The following is a 20,983-nucleotide window of genomic DNA, read 5'->3' as shown; positions in this document are numbered from 1 at the left end:
CAATCGCGTGGGAACTTTGCCGCCGGCAAGCCCGACTATCACCGTGTGGCAAGGAGGGCTCATGCGACGTAACGATGACCAGGGTAATGCGCAGCTTGATGTGACCTGCGCGGTATACCGCGAGGCGTTGTCCGCACAGTTCGATGGCGAAAAAGCGCCCGTCGAGACCGCAGTGCATCTGGCGGCCTGCCCATCGTGCGCCGAGTGGGCACGGATCGTCCCGGATATCCAACGGCCGCTGCGGATGCAGTCGGCGGACGCCGTACCGGACCTCGCCGAACGGATCTTGACGGCGATCTTGGGAGACGTACCCCGGCCGTCGCTGGGGATGAGCCTGGCGCGCGCCGCACTCATGGCCGCAGCCCTTGTGCAGGTGTTCGTCGGCGTACTGCATTTGTTCGCGCACGACGATTCCGCCGGTCACACGGCTGCCGAGCTAGGTGCATGGAGCGTCGCGATCGGTATCGGGTTCGCCACTGCGGCACTGCGACCGAACATCGCGTACGCCGTACTGCCGATGGTCAGTGGGCTGGTGGCGATACTCGGGTACGCCAGTGTGCGTGACCTGCTGGCATCCGAAGTGTCTGTCGCGCGGGTGCTGGAGCACGCATTAATCGCGGCCGGTCTCGTCTTGCTCGCCTCGCTGGCGTGGATGATGCGCCGTCGCCGAGTCATGCCGTCGCCGCGCTCTGCGCTGCAGCCAGTGGCCGTTCGGGGGCTGCTGCCGCGGTGACTTGTTATCTGACTACGCGGCACATCTCGGTGCGCCGCTGGATGCGCGGCGTTATCACCGCACTGCTCGCCATCATCGTGTTGCTCGGCGGAGCTCAGGCGGCCTTCGCGCACGCGACGCTGGTGACGTCATCGCCAGGTAACGGGGACGTCCTCGAGGAGGCGCCGACGCAGGTCACGCTGACCTTCACAGAGGAGGTCTCGCTCGGCCCCGGCTACCTGCGCGTGATTGATGACGACGGCGAGCGTGTCGATACCGGCAACGTCACGGTTTCGGGCGAGGAAGCCACCGTCCAGTTAGAGGCGGGTCTGCCGGACGGCGGATACATCATTAGTTACCGGATCGTGTCCGCGGATTCGCACCCCGTATCGGGTGGCGTGGCGTTCGCGGTCGGGGACGCCGCGCCGCCGGAGATCTCGGCGGGCGGCACACAGATCGGCGGGTCGTCCGACGATCTGGCCCTGTCGGTGGCGTACCCGCTCGTGCGTTGGCTGGGATACGCCGGAATCGCGTTGTTGGCCGGCGTACTGCTGATGGGACTGCTGGATCCGGCCTTGCGTGCGCAGCCGCGAACCCGGCGATGGGCCTGGGTGGGCTTCGATCTCGCGCTCGCGGGCGCGGTCCTCGGCGGGTTACTGCAGGGGCCGTACGCGGCGGGGCGCGGATTGGGCGCGATGTTCGATCCGACGCTGATGTCGGCGACCCTGGAAACGGTGCTGGGGCAGATGCTCGCGCTGCGACTGATGCTGCTGGGCGTGCTCGGGGTACTGATCTGGGAATGGTTCAACGCCGAGCGCGATCGGCGTCCACTCGCGTGGACGGCGCTGAGTGGGGTGGCGGCTATTGCGGTGACTCATGCGGCGAGCGGGCACGCGATCGCCGACGGCATGTCGTGGACTAGTGTCCCGTTGACCGCGGTGCACCTGGTGGCGGCAGCGGTTTGGACCGGCGGTTTGGTGCTCTTGTTGCGGGTGGTGTTACGGCGAGGATCCGCGCTGGAGTCGCGTGAGCAGCGAGCGGTAGTCACTCGGTTCTCTGGTGTCGCTGTCTGGCTGGTGGCCGCGTTGGTGCTCACTGGCGTGATCGAGGCTTTCGTACGGGTCGGGTCGTTCGGGGCGCTGTTCGGTACTACGTACGGCTGGTTACTGATCGGCAAGGCCGCGCTGTTAGTCGTGGCGTTGGCCGCGGCAGCGTTGTCGCGCCGCTGGGTGCTGCGGCGTGCCACAGCTTCGGAGCAACTTGCGGCGTCCACACCCGACGACTCAGCTGATGCGACTCAGGCGAGCGGTGAGGGTGCGGGCGCAGCCTCTGGTGTGTCTGCGGCGACTCGGCGGTTGCGGCGAACGGTGCTCACCGAGGCGGTCGCGGGCGCTGCGGCGATCGCCGTGGCCGCGGTGCTGGTGGCGACCCCGCCGGCACAAGATACGTACTCGGTCGCGAAGGACACGATCGTGACGTTCGACAACAGTTACACCGCCCAACTCAGCCTGGATCCCGGCCGTGCCGGTGTGAACACGCTGCACCTCTATCTCTTCGATCGCGACAATGTGCTGGCCGATGGGGTGGACGAGGTCGCGGTGACCATCGAGAACACGGGCGCGCAGGTGGGCCCCATCGACCTCAACGCGCGCAACGTCGGGCAGGGGCATTTCATAGCGGACGCCGTAGACCTGCCGATCAATGGCACCTGGACCGTGTCGATTACGTTCACCGAGCCGGGTTTCGGGGCCGTGACGGACGAGGGGGAGATCGATGTCAGCTGAGCAGCAGCCTGAGCCCGGGAAGTTGCCGGTGCGCCTGGTGATCGCGATGCTCGCGGTGATTGTGGGCGCGACCGCTTTGATTGTCGGGCTGACCCGCACTGACACCGCAGAGCCGACGTTGCCCTCGGATGCCGTTCGGCAGGGCGGGATCGCGGTGTACGGCGCGTACGTGCGTGAGCCGGCGACCGACACCGCGGCGGCGTACTTCGCGATGACGAACGTCGGCGATTCGAGCGATACGTTGGTTGCGGTGTCCTCTCCGGTATCGACGTCCGCGATGCTGCACGATGTCGGCAAAGACGAACTGAACGGTACCGGCGGAATGGACTCCGGCTCGATGACGCCGACCCCCGAGGTCGAACTGAAACCGGGGGAGACCGTGACCTTGGCGCCGACCGCGGGACACATGATGCTCGAGGGTGTCAGCGGAACGCTCGAGCCGGGTTCGACGGTGAACTTGCATCTGGTCTTCGAAAACGCTGGGACGATCACCGTGAAGGCGCATGTGATCGCGCTTACGGACCCGGCGCCCACGTCCTAGGAACGGGAGAATGTAGCTCATGTATCGCCGAATTCGTACCGTCGCCGCCCTGCTCGCGGCCGCACTGGTCGCCCTCACGGGGTGTAGTGCGGCAGAGGATTCCGGAGGTGGCGTTGCCGACGTGACTGCGGTCAACGACAACTCCGCGTATCGGGGTATCGAAATGCAGCCCGAGCCGCCACGGCCGGAGTTCACGCTGACTGACCAGAACGGCGATACATATGACTTCGGGGCGCAGACTGCGGACACTCCGACGATCCTGTACTTCGGCTACACGCATTGCCCGGACGTATGCCCGCTGATTATGGGGCAGGTGTCTTCGGCGCTGTCGCAGGCTCCGGACGAGATCAAGTCCGAGTTGCAGGTGGTGTTCGTGACGACGGACCCGGCGACCGACAAGCCTGCGGTGTTGGGCGATTACCTCGCAAAGTTCGACGCCGATTTGCCGGTGAAGTACATCGGCTTGACCGGTTCGCTCGATGAGGTTGAGGCCGCGCAGGAGGCCGCTGGTGTGCCGGTTGCCGAGGACGGCGGCAAGACGCACTCGACGATGGCGATCTACTACGGCTCCGCGAACAAGTCGCATGTCGCGTGGTTGGCCAACACGAGCGCGGAGGACATTCTGCACGACCTGCCGATCGGCGTGAAATAGGCGATGCGGGTGCATTCGCCGTGCTAGGCGCTGCGATTCGGCGACTCGCGAACACGCTCGTCGTCGTGATCGCTGCCGTATGTGTGACCGTCGGCGGCGCCGACGCGGCTTCCGCACATTTTGGTGGTGGACGCGAGCCTTCGAACTGGCGCGGCGAAATTTTGAGCGTAACGCCGCAGATGCCTGGCGTGTCGTTCACGCTGACTGATAGCGCTGATCGGATCGAGGTGCGCAATACCTCGTCGACGCCGCTGATCATCTATGGCTACCAGCACAAGGAACCCGGCGATCGCGACCCTTACTTGAAGGTCAGCGCGGACGGTGTGTGGGTCAATACCGAATCGCAGGCCGGCTACCTGAACGAGACGCTGTACGGGGCCCCGGAGAAGGTTCCCGACCACCTTGTGGATGATCTCGGTGACGGTGAGCCGGTATGGGAGAAGGTCTCCGACGAGGGCGTGTACCGGTGGCACGATCATCGAATCCACTGGATGTCACCCGATCCGCCGCCGGCCGTCACCGCGGATCCCAGCAGCGAGCATCTGGTCATTGCCGAGTGGGCGATCAGTGCGAAGTACGGCGATCAGCCTGAATCGACGATCACCGGCGAATTGCGCTGGATGCCTCAGCAGGCCGCGCCGTGGTGGATCGTGGTCGTCGTGCTGGCGATAGCGGTGATCGTCGGTGGCGTGCTGCGCAACTGGCGGATGGTCATAGCTTTTGCCGGTGGCGTGCTGGCGGTGCTGGCCGTGGCACAAGCTGTGATTTCGCCGTTGCCGCAGGACGAGTATCAGGGCGAGTTCTCCTTCATTCTGGTGTCGGCCGCCGTACCGGCGCTGGCGGTGCTCGGTTTGTGTCTATTGGGCGTTCGAGCGTTGCGCCGCAGTGGCGACGAGTCCGCGCCGTACTTATTGGGCGGAGCGGGGGCGCTCGCGGCAGTTCAAGGGTCTTCGGATGTCACGGTGCTGACCCGTTCGCAACTTGAGCACGGCGGGCCGGATTGGCTGGCGCGGTTGATCATCGCCGCAGTAATCGGCGTTGGTGTCGGGATGGTTATCGCGATGCTTCGGCGGGTGATGAGTGACCGTGCCACCGGTAATGCGGACGCTGCGATCACCGTCGATCCGCCCGGAAGTGAACCGCGATTACGCCCTTCGGGTGGGGGCCGCGGGCTCGATATCGCGAGTGACGAGGAAATGCGGCAGATGCAGGATGAACAGCGCATTCTCGGTCAGCGCAGGCGTCCTCGGGAGCAGGACGACGACCCCATCTGATGGCTTGCGCGCGGTGGCCGCTGGGCGATGCGAACTAGGTCACCCCGTGCTGCGTATCGAAGTCGCGGGGTGTAATGTTGAATCTCGCAACACGGGGCTATGGCGCAGCTGGTAGCGCACCTGCATGGCATGCAGGGGGTCAGGGGTTCGAGTCCCCTTAGCTCCACAGCTGAAGGCGTATTGGAACTCCTGGCATTGGTTGATGCGGGTTCTGGTGTGAGGGCGGCGAACGGCTCAGTCAGTCGGATCGTCGCCCTTTCGTCTTCGCTGATCTCGATGCCGTTGGTGAGTGATTGGCTCGCGAGGCGTTTGCCTTGGTCGTTCGTGCGCGTGTACATCTGCTTGCCGTCCAGGAGGGGCCGTAGCGCGGTGCCGAGGTGTTTGCGTGATCCCTTGCGCTGGTCGTTGTTCGCCGGCAAGCCTGTGGTCGATGTCAGCGAGCCCCGTGCGGATGCTCCTGGTGGCACGGGTCGGCGCACCGATCCACCCGTTGGGGTGTGCCGAGGCCGCAATTTCGTATAACATTAATGGTGTGGCTGAGCGCGAGACGATCAACGGGACGCCCGTCACCGAAGAACAGATTGCAGCGTGGGCAGATGAGGCTGAGGCCGGCTACGACGTCGAGGTGCTGAAGAAGCGCGGCCGTGGACGACCAGGCCGTGGCGCTGAACCGACGCAGGTCGTCGCGCTGCGTCTCACCGCGGACGAGCTCGCCGCCCTCGACGCCCGCTCCGAACGCGAAGGCAAGTCTCGCTCCGAGGTGATCCGTGAGGCCTTGGCCTCGGGGTGAGAGTTCATCCGTCCGCTCGCGAGCACGGCATCGAGCCCGAGGATGCGATCCAGGCTGCGACGTGGGCGACCTGGATCGCAGACCTCGATGACGACAGCCCCGCAAGGCAACTGCGTCTCGGCTTCGATACCCACGGCCGCATGCTGGAGACTGTCGTGCTGGTCTTCGATAGCGGCAACGAACTCGGGGTCTATGCGATGAAGGCGCGACCGCAGATGCTCGACCTTCTCCCGTAGCCGGAGCGCAGGTTGGGCTCACGTCGCCCGGGTCTTCTCCCAAACGGTCACCCGGTGCACATTGAATCGTGCTCAAGCGTCATCGGCGATGAGGTCAAGGTCAAGTATGACGTCGGGCGAGTATTCACGTCCGGGCGCTGTTAGCAGAGTGAACAAACAAGCGGACATATGCATCACCCGTGACGTGCGTTGGCGAGCAGCATTCGCAGGTGTGCCCGCAGGATGGCTCGCAAGCGTTCGACACTGAGACCGCCGTGCGGGGTCACCGTGTCCAGGGTCAGGCCGCCGATTACGGCGTTGAGCTGTGCTGCGGCGAGGTCCGCGTCCGGGAGGCCGAGAGCGTCGAGTGCGTTGCGAAGGACGACGGCGAGGTCGTTCGCCATACGCTCAGACATGGCGCGGAATACCGGCATCGTTCGGGAAGCCATGATCAATTCGACCACCACGATCGCTTCATTGCGACGCGGCTCATCGACCGGCATGACTGCTTCGACCAAAGCTTGCAGGGCGTCGAGCGCAGCCTCCCCCTCGAGCCCGCGCAGTCCTTCGGCCGAGTGTGCGGCGACGCGATCGCCCATACGGGCGCCCGCCTCCTCTGCAGCGGCATTGAGCAGGTCGTGGTGGCCATCGAAGTAGTGCCGGACAGAGCCGATGTTCAGACCGGATTCGTCGGCGACCTTCCGCAGCGACGCCCCCTCGATCCCTTCGGCTACCACGAGGCGGAATGCCGCCTCTATGACTTGCTGACGACGCAGCTCCGGGTCGATCCTTGCGGGCATGGCTCCTACGTCCTCTCTCTAGCGACGCGGGCCTCGTCCCACACAGGCTCGCTGCTTTCGTAGATGTCGCCGTCTGCTCCGAAGATGAGGAAGCGGTCGAAGTCGCGTGCGAACCATCGATCATGGGTCACTGCGAGCACGGTCCCCCCAAACGCGGCCAGCGCGCTCTGGAGGGCCTCGGCGGAGACCAAATCGAGGTTGTCGGTGGGCTCGTCCAACAGCAGCATCGTCGCCCCACCGAGTTCCAACAGCAGCACCTGGAACCTCGCCTGTTGCCCGCCCGAGAGCGAATCGAAGTACTGCTCTGCGGACTTCGCCAGTTCGTAGCGGGCCAACACCCGCGAGGCGTCCTCGCGTGGCATCCCGGTGCGGTGCTCATCACCGCGATGCAGAATGTCCAGCAGGGTGCGGCCGAAGAGGTCAGGGCGGCTTCGATTCTGGGCAAACCATCCTGGCCGAACCCTTGCGCCGAGCCGTGCTGAGCCCCCGTGCGGTACGGGTTCAATCTCCGTGTCTGCGACGGGTTCTTGGCCCGGCGCGGGATCGGTGCCTCCGGAAGCGAGCAGGCGCAGGAAGTGCGACTTGCCCGACCCGTTCGAACCGAGCACCGCGACCCGATCACCGAAATACGCCTCGAAGTTAAACCCGTGCATAAGCCCCATCAGCTCCAACGCCTCGCAGGTCAACACCCGCTTCCCGGTCCGCCCACCGCGCAGCCGCATCTGAAGGCGCTGTTCGTGAGGTTGCTCCTGCGGTGGCCCGGCCTCCTCAAACCGCGTCAGCCGGGTCTGCGCTGCCCGATACCGGGAGGCCATGTCGGAGTTGTAAGCGGCCTTCTGCTTGTACATGAGCATGAGCGAGCGCAGCTTCGCGTGCTCTTCGTCCCAGCGTCGGCGAAGCTCGTCCAATTTCTCGAACCGCTGCTCCCGCGCGCGGTGGTAATTTTCGAATCCACCCGGATGTGTCCATGCGGTATTGCTCGCCGCGCCGAGTTCCAGCGTCACGATCGAGGTCGCCGTGCGGGCCAGCAACTCACGGTCGTGGCTCACGTACAGCACGCCTTTACTCGTCGCGCGCAACTGCTCTTCCAGCCAGCGCTTACCCGGCACGTCCAGGGAGTTGTCCGGTTCATCGAGCAGCAGTAGCTCATCCGGGCCGCGCAGCAGCGCCTCCAGCGCGAGGCGCTTCTGCTCGCCACCCGACAGCGTAGACAGCGCCCTGTCGCGACACCGTTCGAACGGCACCCCGAGAGCGGCGACCGTGCAGACATCCCACAGCACCTCGGCGTCGTAACCGCCGACCTCACCCCATGCAGCGATCGCCGACGCGTACGCCATCTGCGATTGGGTGCTGCCCTGCTCGTTCATCATGGCCTCGGAGCGGGAGAGTCGTGCGGCGGCATTGCGGATCAACGGCTGCGCGACTGACAGCAGTAGCTCGCCGACGGTCGTGCCCGTGACGAACTGACGCATCACGCCAAGGCCGCCGTCACGGGTCACCGTTCCGGGTTCAGGTGAGAGTTCGCCAGTGATGATCCGCAGCAACGTGCTCTTCCCAGCGCCATTCGCCCCGATCAGGGCGACCCGCTCACCCGGGCCCACTGCCAGCGAGACATCACGCAGCAGCGGCCGACCATCAGACAGCGTGTAAGTCACCGAGGCGGCACCGAGATGAACCATGGTCGAAAACTATCACGCATGTGATAAATAGGCGGGTCGCGCTCGTGCGCTAGGCGAAGTATGTGCTCGACCGGGTGCGACCGAAAGTCCGGCTAATTGCGGACGATCTCAGGCTGGAGCAGGTCGAGGATCACGCCTCCGTGGTGCTGATGGAGGTAGCAAACCGACGCGCACCAGGAGTTCGATTTCATCCACCTCGCCGCATTCAGGGGCGCGGCGCTTTGGGGAAACCTGTCCATCGCAGATTGGGGCGAAGATGACTCATGACGTTGAACATGGTGATGCTCGGCGGCAATGCGGGTCGGTTCTCGATCACGGTCAGCGCGGCGTTGGCGCTGCTGAGGCCGAGCCATCGCACCGCCGGTGCGTCCAGGGCATGACGAATGAGCCACGCGATCGGGTAGGCATGGGTGATGAGCACTTCATGCGTATCGTCGTCACCCTCCGGCGGGGTGGCGAACCTAGTGATGAGGCTTTGCGCGATCTTGTGCCCGGCCTCGGCCTCGTCCGCGTCGTAGCCGTCGAAGAACGGCACCCACGACGGCGGGGTCTCCTGCGGCGTGGGCACATAGGGCACGTGGTCGATCAACTCGGGCGCTTCGCTGACGGGCGCAGCACCACCGAGGAAGATGTTGAGCTGCTGGGCACTATCGGCAGCTCGCGGCAAAGGTGTGCCACACGGCGTCGATGGGAAGATGCGCCAGTCGCTGACCGAGCAGGCGGGCCTGTTCGCGTCCGGTGTCAGTGAGGGTGCCAAACGCGTCGGCGTCGCCGTGCCGTGCGATGTAGAGATATCTGGTGGCCATGAGCGGATCGGGCGCATCACGAGGACGTCCCGCCCTCCTTTCGCCTGGGTGCGGGGTCGGGGCGGAGAATGGTGACGGTTCCGGAGGTGCCGTTGAGCGTGATGCGGGCGCTGTTCTCGATCTGGGTAGTGGCGCCGTCGATCCCGAGCACTGCGGGGATGCCGTATTCGCGGGCGACGATGGCGGCGTGCGAGAGCGCGCCGCCGGTCTCGGTGACCACACCGGCCGCGATGGTGAACAGCGGCATCCAGGCGGGGTCGGTGTATGGGCAGACCACGATGTCGCGGGGGCGAACCGTAGGGAAGTCCGAGGGGTCGCGCACGATCCGAGCCGCCGAGGTGACGGTTCCGTGGGAGCCAGGAGTACCGTTCAGCGTCCCGATTGCATCGGCCGAATCACGTACCTCGCGGGGTGGAAGTGCCGCGGTGATCGGGCGGGCTTGGAGAACCGACACGGTGCTGCCTGCGAGTGCCCATTCAATGTCCTGCGGGCCGCCGAGCAGGATCGCGATCCGATTTCCCAGCTCGGCCAAGGCTGTGATCGTGGCGTCGTCCAAGGTGCGGGTGGATCGTCTGTCAGGGGCGACGGTGCTCGTTATGAGCCCGTCGCGCTCGTCATCCAGGTCGACGCGAGTCGCCTTACTTCCCAATGAGAAGTCGATAGTCGTATCGGGGGAGACGTGGTAGGCGTCGGGGGTGACCGTTCCTCCCACGACGGCTAGCCCGAGCCCCCAGGAGGCTTCGATCCGCGTCGGCCCTCCGGCATGTTGAGGGGTGAACATGACTCCTGAGGCATCGGCCTCGATGACCGGCTGCACGAGTACTGGAATCTCCGCAACTCGCGTCGACTCGCCGCCGGAGTGTGCCCAGTAATCGACCACGCGGGCGGCGCGCACCGATGCTCGGCACTTTGTGATCGCTTGGCACACAGCGTCTGCGCCGCGTACGCCGATGATGCTTTCGTATTGACCGGCGGCCGACGCCACTGCGCCGTCCTCGTTCATCGCCGACGACCTCACGGCCACGACCGGGTCGCCCAATCGCGCCAGTGCGCGGGCAACGGCCTCGTGTAACGACTCCCCGTCATCGATGCCGCTCGGTACGACGAACCCGTCGGGGACCGGCAGGCCGGCACGTAGCAGCACTCCGAGCGTCGCCGCTTTCCCGCCTGCGTCCGCCCGGGTCGCCTTAGAGAGCGTCGTGAGCATCTCTCCACCAATCAACAAAATATTGACAATACTATGTTGAGGATAGCAAGGGTTGCGATCGTTGGGTGCGCGCTCGGTGGGGAACTGTCATCTAGCCGACCGCCAGCCCGACAGACGCGGCGGCACAGCGATCCGTCTGCTTCTGCGCAGGGCGCAGATATATCCTCTGCTCGTGCCGGAGTCTTCGTTCGATGAGCCCGATGAGTGCGCCGTGGGCCGTGTCCTCGAGTACCTCGCGGAAAACAAGCCGGACGCCGCGCAGTTTGCTCGCTCGCTTCTTAACCGAGGCGGATTGGTCATCGAGGCATTTGGGCCCGTACAAATGGCGGTGCACCACCTCCGGATCCAATACAAGAACTGGTATGTCGTGTTCCATGGCGAACGGGGCCGAGTTGAAGCGGTAGCTCTCCGGCGCGCCACCGCGCGACGGACTGCTGCGGAGAACTATTGGCCGATCGGGCTGGCGGTGTTGGCATGGGCAAGGTCTCAGGGCGTCCCGTTCCGGCTGGACAGGCTGGAGAGTCTCGATCACGATCTTGCTGCTCATGGCATCGATGCGCTGGATTGGCTGGACGACGGGAATGAACCCGTTCTCGAACGGCTCTACGCTGTCTGGCGTGACGGCCAGCGAATCATCTGGAGCACAACAGAGAACCTGCATGACCCGCAACTCGCGGCCGACGCGCTCGCGCGGTTGGAGGAGGCCGCTCGCTGAGCGGTACTCCGACTGTTCGCAGCATCGTGTTCGCTGCGGGTGGGATTGCATATATAGCGGAAGACGAGTGCTCGCAGCCGACCGGCGGTCGTATCGTCGAGTAGTCTTGAGCCATGGGACTCAGTTTCTCCTTCCTGGCATTTTCTCGTGCGGGCACCGTTGATCTCACTCGTCCCGGTAGCAAGGCGGATGCTGACGCGGTCGTACGACGTTTGTTCCCGCGCACTGCCTACCGCCTAGCCGAAACTCGCCCGCTACTAGGGACGGCGTTCCCCGCGCGTGGGACCTTGGCGGTGGGGGCGTTCCTGGACGGCGTGCTCATCGCGACTCGAGACGCGCAGCTCTACGATCCCGCGATCCTGCACGCCAGGTACCTGAAACTCACTGAGTGGCCCGACCTGCGACTGCTGACCTCGGACTCCACGACGAGCATGGTCGCGTACGGTCGCTGGCTCGACGGTGCCCTGCAGCGCCGATTCTCGGTAAACCACACTGCCGGGGTTCACCGCGACAGCGGGACGCCGGAGCCGTTCGAAGCAGATATCCCGCTCGCCCCTGAGCACTGGCTGGAGCTAGCCAATGCCGCCCTGGCGTCGATTCTTCGCCTCGACGGCGACACCGCTCCTGCGACGAGCGCGAGCGTCCCGTGGGATCAGGTCCAGCTCCACGAGTTCACGCGGGCCTAGAGGTAGCACGGCGAATCTCCGTCAAGGTGACCGAGAACGTGCCGCGTGCCGCTGCTTGACGACGTGCCACCCGCATCGCCGGAGCGAACAACGCCTGCAGCTGGCGCCCGCGTGGTCCGGTACGCCGCTACGCGAAGCTTGAGATCAACAGCGCGGCACCGATAACGAGCATGGCCGCGCCCGCGAACAGGCGAAGGCGCCGTTCGGGTTGACGCATCGCGAACCACACCCCAACGAGAACGCCCGCAGCCGCCGCGATCCCCAGCAGCGTGCCCAGACCGAACGCAACCTGCCCGTGTGCTGCATAACCAGCGGTGGCGAACAGAACGAGCGGTATCTGGATCACCTGCGCGGCGGCGACGGCCAGGGCCACCGGTACACCGAGTGTCAGCAGGATCGGCATGAGCACGACGGGCCCGCCCGTGCCGGTCAGTGAGGAGCAGAACCCAACGGCAACCCCGATGCAGATCAGTGACCACGCCGGAAATTGTCGAAGACCGCCGCTCTGTGTCCCGCTGCGGGCGCAGAGTTGGAACAGGCCAGCTCCAAGCGTGAGTGCAGCCAGCGGAAGCATCGCGACCGCATCGGGAATCGCTGCGTTCACGAATGCCCCTGCCAATGCGGCGGGCACGATCCCCAGCGTGAGGTAGCCGACCATGCGCCACGGCATGACGGCCCTGCGTGAGTAGACAATGCTGCCGACGATTCCGGTGAACAGAAAACTCCAGCTGCTGGTTCCCGCGGCAAGATGGGGGTCGAACCCCATCGCGAACACCAACGCCGGCGGAACGATCACGCCGCCGATCCCGATGGAACCGATTAACCCACCGGCGATAACCCCGAGTAGGACGATCGCTACGAGGCTCACCAACTCACCCGGTCGTGCCGGTTGCTGGGTTCCTCGAGTCGTTGCATCGCCACGACGATATCGAACCCGTCAGCCGGCCTTCGCCGAGTATGCGCTCGTTGGCCGGTGCGGTGGGCGAATCGTCCGTGGCGGGCTGTCGATCACCGCCTCCGACCGGGTAGAACAGCGGCGAGGTTACGCGTCGGCGAACACGCCGAGTCGGTTACCGCTGGGATCCAGGAACTCGAATCGTCGTCCGCCGGGGAAGTCGTACGGCTCGGCCGCGATCCTGCCACCCGCATCACGCACGGCTCGCACCGTTGCATCGAGGTCGTTCGAGAACAGCAAGACCAACACGCCCGCATCGCTGGAGGTGGCAGTGGCGTTGAGACCGCCCACCTCACCATTTCCGTCCGGCGACTTGATTCCGCAGTACGTGGGTCCGTAGTCGTTGAACTCCCAGCCAAAGGCCGTTTCATAAAAGGTGCGGGTGGCTTCGAGGTCGTTCGCGCCGAGCTCGATGTAGCTGATCGCGTGGTGGATCGAGGACATTCAGGTACCTCCGAAAGCAGTCGGGTGGTAACGCCAATCCAGATAACGCGGCGATGGACGCAGCCTAATGCGCCGAGTGAGCGCGCGCGACCAAGTGTCGTGCCGCACGTGCACCGCCACGCACGGGCGGAATCTTCGCACGGGCGCAGGACGGTCCGGGTTAGCTGTCGAAAATGGGATGCGCCCGAAAATGGGATGCGCCGCGCGATGGCACCGGGTAGCGTGGCGGGCATGCATTTGCTGTTCTTCCTTTAAAGCCTGGGTAGGCCTTCCGCGCTCGTCGAGTTCATCCGAGATTCGCGGTGGCCCATGGCCATGACCCGACACGGGTCGCCCGTTTCGCGCACCCTATATGGCTGACGACGCCTGGTGCGCATGTCGAAGGACACGTATGCCTACCCACCGAATTCCCGCGCGCCATCGCGCGCAGCTCATCGCCTCAGATATCTCCGTAGCCAGAGGCGCAACGCCAGTGCTTCAGCACGTCGACCTCACGCTCGGCCCGACCTCCCGCGTCGCCGTCGTCGGCGAGAACGGCAGGGGGAAATCGACTCTCCTACACGTGCTCGCTGGCACGCTCGCTCCAGACAGCGGATCCGTACGGCGGATCGGGACGGTCGCCGTCGCCGAACAGGAGATGCACGCAGCCGAAGGCAGGACGGTCGGCGATGCGGTAGCGAGCGCGGTTGCTGAACCACTCGCCGCCCTCACCGAACTCGAGATCGCCGGCCTGCACCTGGCCGACGGCGACGCAGCGGAGGACCGATACTCCGCAGCCCTTGAACGTGTTGAGGCACTGGACGCATGGGACGCCGAACGTCGAGTGCAGGTCGCCCTTGAATCGCTCGGCGCCGAGACCGATATGAGCAGGCTGCTGGCTGAATTGTCGGTTGGCCAGCGGTATCGTGTGCGTCTAGCGTGCCTGCTCGGCGCCAACGATGATTTCCTGCTGCTGGATGAACCGACCAACCACCTAGATCGTGACGGGCTGAACTTCCTGACCGCTAGTTTGCGGTCGCGCTCTGGAGGAGTGCTGATCGTCAGTCACGATCGTGCGTTGCTGAGCGACCTCGCGCAGACGATCCTCGACCTCGACCCGACGTACGACCAGCGGCCGCGAACCTATGGCAATGGATACGCCGGCTACCGTGCGGGGCGCCTAGTTGAGCGTGAGAACTGGGAACGCGAGTACCAGCGCCAGCAGGCCGAGCATGCTCGGCTGACTGACGAATTGAGCGCTGCTCAGAATCGACTCGTCTCTGGATGGCGACCAGATAAGGGGACCAACAAACACGGCCGCGCGACGCGTGCGGGCGGACTTGTGCAGAGCGTGCGTCGGCGTCAGGACGCGTTGCAGGCGCATGCGCTAACGGTCCCGGAGCCACCGCTAGTCTTCCGCTTCCCTGATCTGGCGACGCGCACCGGAGCGGTATTGCTGAGCGTCGAGGAGGTAGCGCTTGAGGGCAGGCTCCCGGGGGCCGTATCGTTCACGTTGTCGCACCGCGGTCGGCTCGTGGTGACCGGTCCGAACGGGGCGGGGAAGTCCACGCTGCTGCGCATCGCCAGCGGTGAACAGGTGCCGGACGAAGGTTCGGTTCGAGTGCCCCACGGAACCCGGATCGGGGTCCTGCGTCAGGAATCCGCCTTGCCGCCGGACGCGCGGACCGCCGACGTCTACGCCGATCACGTCGAATCGCTGGTCGCTACCGGGGTCCTGTCCGACGCCGGAGCGCTCGGACTGGCGCAGTTCGGTCTGCTCTCCGCGCGCGAGAAAGGTAAGCGCGTCGGCGAGTTGTCCATGGGGCAACAGCGACGCCTTGATCTGGCCCTCGTGCTCGCTACCCGTCCACACGTGTTGTTACTGGACGAACCGACGAATCATCTGTCGATCGCGCTCGTTGACGAACTCACTGACGCGTTGCGGATGACTCCAGCGGCCGTGGTGCTGGCCACCCATGACCGGCAACTCCTGCGCGACGTCGATGACTGGCCGCACCTGCGCCTAGATACCGAATCAGTGACGTCGCGAGGCGCTCACAAGTGTCAATCGACGACCTAGGGCACGTACCGCGGACCCGTTTCAGAAGGTCGTGGGTCTGGTCGCGGACGCGAATCGCGTCACAGATCGTTTCTGTAGATGCCGGGCGAGAGCCTGTTCAGATACTATACCGGCTGGACGGTTAAGTAACTGAGGAGAGGTGACCGATGACGCCGAGGCGGAGGTGGTCTGCGTTAGCGGTGCTAGCGGGGACGGTGCTGCTGCTGGCAGTCGATGCGACGGTGCTGTATCTGGCGGTCCCGGCCCTCACTGCCGATCTGGCGCCGAGCGCGGTGCAGGTGCTGTGGGTTGGCGATATCTACTCGCTCGCACTAGCCGGTCTGCTGGTGACGATGGGCAACCTGGCTGACCGGATCGGCCGCAAAAGGCTCCTACTGTTCGGATCCGCGGCGTTCGGGCTCGTCTCGCTACTCGCCGCGTTTGCGCCGACACCTGAAGTGCTGATCGCGGCGCGACTGCTGCTAGGCATGGCGGGCGCGACAATCATGCCGTCGACCCTCTCGTTGATCCGGAATATTTTCACCGATCCTGTCGAGCGGACCCGCGCTATCGCGGTCTGGTCAGCTGCTGCCGCCGGCGGCATCGCCGTGGGCCCGGTCGTGGGTGGTGCGCTGTTGGAGCACTTCTGGTGGGGCTCGGTATTCCTCATCAACGTGCCGGTGGTGCTGCTCGTGCTCACCCTTGGGTCATGGTGGTTGCCGGAGTCGCGGAACCCACAGCCCGGCCGGTTCGACCTGATCTCCAGTGCGCTATCGATGCTGGCAATCGTGCCGATCGTGTATGCCATCAAGCAGATCGCGACCGGTGCGTTCGATAACGCCACGGTCGCGGCCATCGTGGTCGCCGTTTTTGCCGGGGTGGCATTCGCACGGCGGCAGCGCCGAGTTGATGCACCGATGATCGACGTCGAACTGTTCCGGAATCCGGCGTTTAGCGGTGCGGTGTTGGTCAACTTCCTCTCAGTGTTTGCGCTGAGCGGCGCGCTGTTCTTCTTCTCGCAGTACCTGCAACTCGCGCGTGGGTTGCGACCGCTGGAGGCAGGTCTGGCTGAACTGCCCGCGGCCGCTGCAGCCATGGCGGCGGTTGCGGTGGTGGGCTACCTCGTTGCGCGGCTCGGACGCGGGCGGGCGATCGGTGTGGGTCTGCTCGGCGGAGCGCTCGGCCTAGCGCTGATTGCCGCATTGGAAGGCAGTGAACAGTTGGTCTGGGTATTGCTGGCATTGGTGCCGCTCGGGCTCGGTCTGGGTATCGCCGAAACCTTGAGCGTCGATGCGGTCGTATCCGCGGTCAAACCGGCCAAGGCTGGGGCCGCGGCGTCGGTGTCCGAGACCGCCTACGAGCTTGGTACGGCGATCGGTATCGCCGTACTCGGCTCACTCATGACTGCCTTCTATCGCGGAAATGTCGCCGTACCTGACGGTGTGCCCGCGGACGTAGCCAACCTGATGGAGGACTCGCTTGCCTCAGCGGTCACTGTTCTCGAGCCCTCCAGCGAATTGCTTGGTCTCGTTCAGAATGCTTTCGTCCACGCGATGCAAGTAACGACGCTGATCGCCAGCAGCGTGATGGTCCTGGGCGCGCTCGTGGCGTTCCGGCTTATTCCGAACGATCGGGCGGCGGCCACGAGCGAGGCAGTGCATTAATCAAGCACAATGATGCTCGAAGGGAAGGGGAGACATGGCGCGTACGCCCGGGCGTAGTGCCGGTGACACCAAGCGACTCATTCTTGACGCGGCCGCGAAACTGATCGGACGCCATGGCACTGCGGTACCGATCAGCGACATCGCGACGGCCGCCGGGGTGTCCAAGGGAGGCTTGCTCTATCACTTCCCGAGTAAAGAGTCGCTGCTGAGCGAGATGGCAGTCAGCCTGAATGACGAGTTCCGAGCGGCGGTCCAGGAGCGTGCCGCGCAAGAGCCGGAGGACGCGCCGGGTCGACTTGCGCGTGCGTACATCCGCACCAGTTTCGCGATGGGGCGCGACACCTCTGGGTTGCGTGATTACGTGGCGCTCGCGGTGCACCTGATGTTCGAGCCGGGCATGAGCGCGATCGCGCAGCAGGATGCGGACTGGTGGCGCGCGGCGTTACATGGAGACGGTCTCGACCCGGCGGTGGTGCGCATCGTGGTGTCAGCAGCGGACGGCGTCAGCAGTGGTCCGTTGTGGGGCGCGGTGTTGTCCGACGCCGACAATCAATTGCTAGAAGCGGAACTCATCGAAATGACTTTGAGGAGTGCTCAGCGGTGACTGAGATGTTCATTGCCGGCGTTGACGACGCGGAGGTGTTGGCGCGAATGCAGGTCGCGTTCTCGGTGGAGTTCGATGACCCAACGCCGCCGTACGAGGTATTGCTGCCGCGATTCCGCCGGCTGGTCGAGCATCCTGCCGGTTTGGCGTTATTGGCCGGAAGTAGCGCAGAGCCGGACGGGTACGCCGTCGTCACCTTGCGTCCCACGGTCTACTGCGATGGACCGCTCGCTGTCCTCGACGAACTCTATGTGGTACCGGCGCAGCGCAACAACGGGATCGGTACCGCCCTCCTGCAGCGCTCGATCGATGAGGTAGTTCGACGCGGCGGCGGCGAAATGCACATCAACGTCGATGAGATCGATGTGGACGCCCGCCGCTTCTACGAACGGCACGGTTTCGTCAACGTCGAACCGGGCACGGACTACCGGATGCTGATGTACTTGCGGGAGTTCGACTGAGCATCGGGTGCGATGAGGGACGCCTGTCCTTGCTAGAGATTGGCATCGCGGAGTTCTACGGTGACCAGTATGACCACGGAGATTCGCGACGAGCACCATGCGAACGAGCCGCATAGCCCCGGACTCGCGCAACGGTTGAATTGGCTACGTGCGGGCGTTCTCGGCGCCAATGACGGCATTGTGTCGACCGCGGCTGTCATCGTGGGCGTCGCCGGCGGCACAGATGAGTTGACGCCCGTGCTGCTGTCCGGTTCGGCTGCGTTGGTCGGTGGGGCGGTCTCGATGGCGCTGGGCGAGTATGTGTCCGTCTCGAGCCAACGTGACACCGAGCGTGCGCTGATCGATAAGGAACGGGAAGAACTCGCCGACGATCCGGAGGCTGAGTTCGCCGAATTGGTCGAGATGTACGAGCAGAAGGGGCTTACCCGAGAGACGGCGACGCGCGTGGCGACCGAACTCTCGGCGCAGGACGCGCTCTCCGCGCATCTCTCGGTCGAGCTGAACATCGACCAGGACGACGTCGTCAGCCCGTGGCGCGCGGCGGCGGCTTCCGCGGTGGCTTTCACGATCGGCGCCTTGCTACCACTGCTCACAATCTTGTTACTGCCTGAGAGTGTCCGGATCCTTGGAACATTCCTCGCCGTGCTCACCGCCTTAGCTATTACCGGGTATGTCGCGGCGTGGGTGGGTGGCGCGAACCGCTGGCGCGCAATCTTGCGCACGATCATCGGTGGCGCCGCGGCGTTGGGTGCGACGTTCCTCGTTGGATCGCTGTTCGGCGCGGTCGTCGGGTAACAGCGCGAGTCGATTAACGTCGCGGGCCGCAAATCTAGCGCGTGGCACGGTTAGTCCGATCGGTCTATAGTTAGACCGAGCGGACTAATCGATCAGGGGGATCGATGGACGACACCCGAGTGGCGAGCATGATGAGGCCCGCGGCGAACGGAATCGAGCGACGCGCGATCGCCTGGTGGATGCTGAGGTCGCTATTGTCGTGGGGCTTAATCCTGGTGGTGCTAGTCGTCATCGGGCTGCTGTGGAGTTCGGCGTGGCCATGGCTGCTCGCGCCGATCATCGGCGCGAGCGTGCTCGTGCTGGTGCTGCTGTTCGTTGCCCCATGGTGGCGTTTTCGGGTTCATCGCTGGGAAATCACCGACCGCGCGACGTACGCAACGACGGGGTGGGTAGTGCAAGAGTGGCGGGTGGCGCCGACCTCGCGAATCCAGACCGTCGATGCCGTTCGCGGACCGCTCGAACAATTCCTTGGCCTGTCCACGCTTCGTGTGACCACGGCGTCCTCTGCCGGCGCGATCAATATCGTCGGACTCGATCGCCGAACTGCCGAGCGCGCGGCCTCGCAGTTGGCCGCCGTTGCTGAACTGAGCGAGGGCGATGCGACGTGACATCGCAGGTAGCGGTGTCGACTACGGGCCGCCCGTCACCGGAGCGTGTGCCATTTCGACGTCTGAGCTCGCGAGTGGTGTGGGTCGACCTCCTGAAGAGCATGCTCGCGCTGACGCCCAGCATCGTCGTGATTGCGTTCACCAACGTGGATCTCGCGTGGTCGTCGATGTGGCCGGTGATCCTGGTGGCCGTCGTTGGTGTCGGCGGCGCCATGGGCGATGTCGTCCGCTGGGCATTCACGCGGTATCGAGTCACTGAGGACGAGGTCGAGCGTCACACTGGAGTGTTCGTACGACGTACCCGCACGCTACGCCGGGACCGCATACGTAGCGCCGATACGCACGCCAAGTTGCGCCATCGCATCGCGGGCCTGCGAGTAGTGACGATCGGCGCGGGTCAGCAAGTGGGTGCCGGCGAAGCGGCGCTCCGCCTGGATGCGCTGACCAAGAGTGACGCGGCCGCGCTGCGCGAAGAATTGCTCTCTGGCGGATCGGCAGAGTCTACGGAGGTCGCCGAACCAACCGGATCCACTGCGGAGCGTGCTGAGCCGCTGGGTAAGGCTCGCCCGTGGTGGGCGGTCTACAACATGTTCAGCGTGTGGGCGTACGTCATGGCCGCCGGAATGCTCTGGGGTGCGTACTGGATCCTGGCCTCGGTAGGGGTGGACGTCCTCGGAGCGCTCAGTTGGGCATGGGATCCGGGCTCGCGAGGGTGGTGGTGGACCATCGTCCTTGGCCTGGTCGCGTGCGGCCTGCTCGGCGCGGTGGGGATGGCAGTTCGCTATCTGACTGCGAACTGGGGCTTCGAACTTGACCGAGTTCGACGAGGTGACAAGGAGTTCCTGCGCACGCGACGTGGCCTGCTCAGCACCCGCGAAGTAAACCGAGACGAGGCCCGTCGTCGTGGTCTAACGATCAGCGAACCGTTGCTGTGGCGGTGGATGGGTATGGCCGACACGAACATCGTGACGACCGGGTTGAGCGTGTGGGATCCCGAAGAACCGACGGCGATCTTGCCGCGCGGCCCCGTTCGTGTCGCACGGCGAGTCGCGGACCGCGTTCTGGGTGAACCGTGTCCGCTCGACGCGGTACTGGAACCTCATCCCCGCGCGGCTCTGCGCCGCAGGTTGTGGTGGGCCACGCTGGGCGTGCTCATCCCAATTGGCCTGATCGCTTGGCCATGGACGACCGGACTGCTCCCGATGTGGCTCGTGTGGGTCGCGGTCGGGGCGTGGCTGATTGCGCTCGGCGGCGCGTGGATTGCCTATCGTGCGCTAGGGCACGCCATCTCCGGCGAGTACCTCGTCGTTCGCTCGGGTCTGGCTGCGCGCGCGACGACCGCGTTACGACGCGATGCCGTCAGCACGATCGTCGTGCGCCAATCGGTACTGCAGCGGCGGTTGAATCTCTGCACGGTCTCGGCCAGGACGGCTGCCGGATGGGGCGTCTACGAGGCGCCGGATGTCAGCACGAGCAACGGCATCGAATTCGCGCGTCTCACTACCGGCGGCGTACTCGATGACTTCTTGGCCGAGGCCGACGAGCGATAATGC

The 20,983-nt window shown here is 65.0% G+C and carries 23 protein-coding genes and 1 tRNA gene; 17 read left to right on the top strand and 7 right to left on the bottom strand.

From position 1 onward, the window contains the following. The first annotated feature begins 61 nt into the window (after positions 1-61). From E1H16_RS00280 to E1H16_RS00245, 8 genes are all read left to right on the top strand, one after another. Positions 62-733 (top strand): hypothetical protein, encoded by a 672-nt coding sequence (locus tag E1H16_RS00280; protein WP_134321707.1) that lies wholly within the window; start codon positions 62-64, stop codon positions 731-733. Beyond that, on the top strand, positions 730-2,496 hold the full coding sequence (locus tag E1H16_RS00275) for a copper resistance CopC/CopD family protein (RefSeq protein ID WP_134321706.1): 1,767 nt from the start codon (positions 730-732) through the stop codon (positions 2,494-2,496). The genes E1H16_RS00280 and E1H16_RS00275 overlap by 4 nt, the downstream gene beginning before the upstream one ends. Beyond that, positions 2,486-3,037, top strand: coding sequence for a copper chaperone PCu(A)C (locus E1H16_RS00270; RefSeq protein WP_134321705.1), 552 nt, complete (start codon positions 2,486-2,488; stop codon positions 3,035-3,037). Before E1H16_RS00275 ends, E1H16_RS00270 begins: the two co-directional genes overlap by 11 nt. 19 nt (positions 3,038-3,056) lie before the next feature. Then, positions 3,057-3,689: an SCO family protein gene (locus tag E1H16_RS00265; RefSeq protein WP_134321704.1), complete on the top strand. Its 633-nt coding sequence runs from the start codon at positions 3,057-3,059 to the stop codon at positions 3,687-3,689. A gap of 20 nt (positions 3,690-3,709) precedes the next feature. Then, positions 3,710-4,963 carry a hypothetical protein gene (locus tag E1H16_RS00260; protein ID WP_134321703.1) on the top strand — a complete coding sequence of 418 codons (1,254 nt, stop codon included), beginning with the start codon at positions 3,710-3,712 and terminating at the stop codon, positions 4,961-4,963. Between the two features lie 93 nt (positions 4,964-5,056). Then, positions 5,057-5,129, top strand: a tRNA-Ala gene (locus E1H16_RS00255). 366 nt (positions 5,130-5,495) lie between these two features. Next, complete coding sequence (locus E1H16_RS00250) at positions 5,496-5,753, top strand: ribbon-helix-helix domain-containing protein (protein ID WP_134321702.1); 258 nt, start codon at positions 5,496-5,498, stop codon at positions 5,751-5,753. Next, positions 5,750-5,989: a toxin gene (locus E1H16_RS00245; protein WP_134321701.1), complete on the top strand. Its 240-nt coding sequence runs from the start codon at positions 5,750-5,752 to the stop codon at positions 5,987-5,989. The genes E1H16_RS00250 and E1H16_RS00245 overlap by 4 nt, the downstream gene beginning before the upstream one ends. A 173-nt stretch (positions 5,990-6,162) precedes the next feature. Here E1H16_RS00245 and E1H16_RS00240 read toward each other — a convergent pair whose 3' ends face one another. The 5 genes from E1H16_RS00240 to E1H16_RS00225 all read right to left on the bottom strand — a co-directional run bounded on the left by E1H16_RS00240 (position 6,163) and on the right by E1H16_RS00225 (position 10,460). Further along, a complete protein-coding gene (locus E1H16_RS00240; protein ID WP_134321700.1) occupies positions 6,163-6,768 on the bottom strand; it encodes a TetR/AcrR family transcriptional regulator in 606 nt (201 codons plus the stop codon). Between the two features lie 5 nt (positions 6,769-6,773). Continuing rightward, complete coding sequence (locus E1H16_RS18985) at positions 6,774-8,447, bottom strand: ABC-F family ATP-binding cassette domain-containing protein (RefSeq protein WP_134321699.1); 1,674 nt, start codon at positions 8,445-8,447, stop codon at positions 6,774-6,776. A gap of 205 nt (positions 8,448-8,652) precedes the next feature. Beyond that, on the bottom strand, positions 8,653-9,114 hold the full coding sequence (locus tag E1H16_RS00230) for a histidine phosphatase family protein (RefSeq protein ID WP_208378773.1): 462 nt from the start codon (positions 9,112-9,114) through the stop codon (positions 8,653-8,655). Continuing rightward, a complete protein-coding gene (locus E1H16_RS18515; RefSeq protein WP_208378772.1) occupies positions 9,095-9,253 on the bottom strand; it encodes a histidine phosphatase family protein in 159 nt (52 codons plus the stop codon). The genes E1H16_RS00230 and E1H16_RS18515 overlap by 20 nt, the downstream gene beginning before the upstream one ends. Positions 9,254-9,269: 16 nt before the next feature. Further along, a complete protein-coding gene (locus E1H16_RS00225; RefSeq protein ID WP_134321698.1) occupies positions 9,270-10,460 on the bottom strand; it encodes a PEP/pyruvate-binding domain-containing protein in 1,191 nt (396 codons plus the stop codon). Positions 10,461-10,632: 172 nt separating this feature from the next. Here E1H16_RS00225 and E1H16_RS00220 point away from each other — a divergent pair, with 172 nt between their 5' ends. Both E1H16_RS00220 and E1H16_RS00215 read left to right on the top strand, forming a co-directional pair. Then, on the top strand, positions 10,633-11,175 hold the full coding sequence (locus tag E1H16_RS00220; RefSeq protein WP_134321697.1) for a hypothetical protein: 543 nt from the start codon (positions 10,633-10,635) through the stop codon (positions 11,173-11,175). A gap of 113 nt (positions 11,176-11,288) precedes the next feature. Beyond that, on the top strand, positions 11,289-11,861 hold the full coding sequence (locus E1H16_RS00215; protein WP_134321696.1) for a DUF6928 family protein: 573 nt from the start codon (positions 11,289-11,291) through the stop codon (positions 11,859-11,861). 127 nt (positions 11,862-11,988) lie between these two features. On the opposite strand, the gene E1H16_RS00210 is transcribed toward E1H16_RS00215, so the two are convergent. Both E1H16_RS00210 and E1H16_RS00205 read right to left on the bottom strand, forming a co-directional pair. Next, complete coding sequence (locus E1H16_RS00210) at positions 11,989-12,729, bottom strand: sulfite exporter TauE/SafE family protein (RefSeq protein ID WP_166741560.1); 741 nt, start codon at positions 12,727-12,729, stop codon at positions 11,989-11,991. Positions 12,730-12,903: 174 nt separating this feature from the next. After that, positions 12,904-13,260, bottom strand: coding sequence for a VOC family protein (locus E1H16_RS00205; protein WP_134321694.1), 357 nt, complete (start codon positions 13,258-13,260; stop codon positions 12,904-12,906). 391 nt (positions 13,261-13,651) lie between these two features. Here E1H16_RS00205 and E1H16_RS00200 point away from each other — a divergent pair, with 391 nt between their 5' ends. The 7 genes from E1H16_RS00200 to E1H16_RS00170 all read left to right on the top strand — a co-directional run bounded on the left by E1H16_RS00200 (position 13,652) and on the right by E1H16_RS00170 (position 20,980). Further along, complete coding sequence (locus E1H16_RS00200) at positions 13,652-15,319, top strand: ABC-F family ATP-binding cassette domain-containing protein (RefSeq protein WP_134321693.1); 1,668 nt, start codon at positions 13,652-13,654, stop codon at positions 15,317-15,319. Between the two features lie 146 nt (positions 15,320-15,465). Then, on the top strand, positions 15,466-16,962 hold the full coding sequence (locus E1H16_RS00195; RefSeq protein ID WP_134321692.1) for an MFS transporter: 1,497 nt from the start codon (positions 15,466-15,468) through the stop codon (positions 16,960-16,962). 34 nt (positions 16,963-16,996) lie between these two features. Beyond that, positions 16,997-17,566, top strand: a complete 570-nt coding sequence (locus E1H16_RS00190; RefSeq protein WP_134321691.1) for a TetR/AcrR family transcriptional regulator — start codon at positions 16,997-16,999, stop codon at positions 17,564-17,566. A 5-nt stretch (positions 17,567-17,571) separates the two neighbouring features. Next, a complete protein-coding gene (locus E1H16_RS00185; RefSeq protein WP_134322322.1) occupies positions 17,572-18,027 on the top strand; it encodes a GNAT family N-acetyltransferase in 456 nt (151 codons plus the stop codon). Positions 18,028-18,096: 69 nt separating this feature from the next. Then, positions 18,097-18,822, top strand: a complete 726-nt coding sequence (locus E1H16_RS00180) for a VIT1/CCC1 transporter family protein (protein WP_134321690.1) — start codon at positions 18,097-18,099, stop codon at positions 18,820-18,822. 104 nt (positions 18,823-18,926) lie between these two features. Further along, positions 18,927-19,430 (top strand): PH domain-containing protein, encoded by a 504-nt coding sequence (locus E1H16_RS00175; RefSeq protein ID WP_208378771.1) that lies wholly within the window; start codon positions 18,927-18,929, stop codon positions 19,428-19,430. A gap of 77 nt (positions 19,431-19,507) precedes the next feature. After that, the gene (locus E1H16_RS00170) at positions 19,508-20,980 is read left to right on the top strand and encodes a PH domain-containing protein (protein WP_166741559.1); all 1,473 of its coding nucleotides are present in this window, start codon (positions 19,508-19,510) and stop codon (positions 20,978-20,980) included. Positions 20,981-20,983: the final 3 nt, after the last annotated feature.

Origin of the sequence: Cumulibacter soli (genome assembly GCF_004382795.1) — a bacterium.
In the GTDB taxonomy this organism is placed as follows: Bacteria; Actinomycetota; Actinomycetes; order Mycobacteriales; family Antricoccaceae; genus Cumulibacter; species Cumulibacter soli.
The sequence above is the reverse complement of the archived record's forward strand: the minus strand, read 5'-3'. Positions and strand labels throughout refer to the sequence as shown.

What these genes read in the sequence shown, in the direction of transcription:
- E1H16_RS00280 (WP_134321707.1), top strand. Translation starts at nt 62, where the DNA reads ATGCGACGTAACGATGACCAGGGTAATGCGCAGCTTGATGTGACCTGC.
- E1H16_RS00270 (WP_134321705.1), top strand. Translation starts at nt 2,486, where the DNA reads ATGTCAGCTGAGCAGCAGCCTGAGCCCGGGAAGTTGCCGGTGCGCCTG.
- E1H16_RS00265 (WP_134321704.1), top strand. Translation starts at nt 3,057, where the DNA reads ATGTATCGCCGAATTCGTACCGTCGCCGCCCTGCTCGCGGCCGCACTG.
- E1H16_RS00240 (WP_134321700.1), bottom strand. Translation starts at nt 6,768, where the DNA reads ATGCCCGCAAGGATCGACCCGGAGCTGCGTCGTCAGCAAGTCATAGAG.
- E1H16_RS18985 (WP_134321699.1), bottom strand. Translation starts at nt 8,447, where the DNA reads ATGGTTCATCTCGGTGCCGCCTCGGTGACTTACACGCTGTCTGATGGT.
- E1H16_RS18515 (WP_208378772.1), bottom strand. Translation starts at nt 9,253, where the DNA reads ATGGCCACCAGATATCTCTACATCGCACGGCACGGCGACGCCGACGCG.
- E1H16_RS00225 (WP_134321698.1), bottom strand. Translation starts at nt 10,460, where the DNA reads ATGCTCACGACGCTCTCTAAGGCGACCCGGGCGGACGCAGGCGGGAAA.
- E1H16_RS00215 (WP_134321696.1), top strand. Translation starts at nt 11,289, where the DNA reads ATGGGACTCAGTTTCTCCTTCCTGGCATTTTCTCGTGCGGGCACCGTT.
- E1H16_RS00205 (WP_134321694.1), bottom strand. Translation starts at nt 13,260, where the DNA reads ATGTCCTCGATCCACCACGCGATCAGCTACATCGAGCTCGGCGCGAAC.
- E1H16_RS00200 (WP_134321693.1), top strand. Translation starts at nt 13,652, where the DNA reads ATGCCTACCCACCGAATTCCCGCGCGCCATCGCGCGCAGCTCATCGCC.
- E1H16_RS00195 (WP_134321692.1), top strand. Translation starts at nt 15,466, where the DNA reads ATGACGCCGAGGCGGAGGTGGTCTGCGTTAGCGGTGCTAGCGGGGACG.
- E1H16_RS00190 (WP_134321691.1), top strand. Translation starts at nt 16,997, where the DNA reads ATGGCGCGTACGCCCGGGCGTAGTGCCGGTGACACCAAGCGACTCATT.
- E1H16_RS00185 (WP_134322322.1), top strand. Translation starts at nt 17,572, where the DNA reads ATGTTCATTGCCGGCGTTGACGACGCGGAGGTGTTGGCGCGAATGCAG.
- E1H16_RS00180 (WP_134321690.1), top strand. Translation starts at nt 18,097, where the DNA reads ATGACCACGGAGATTCGCGACGAGCACCATGCGAACGAGCCGCATAGC.
- E1H16_RS00175 (WP_208378771.1), top strand. Translation starts at nt 18,927, where the DNA reads ATGGACGACACCCGAGTGGCGAGCATGATGAGGCCCGCGGCGAACGGA.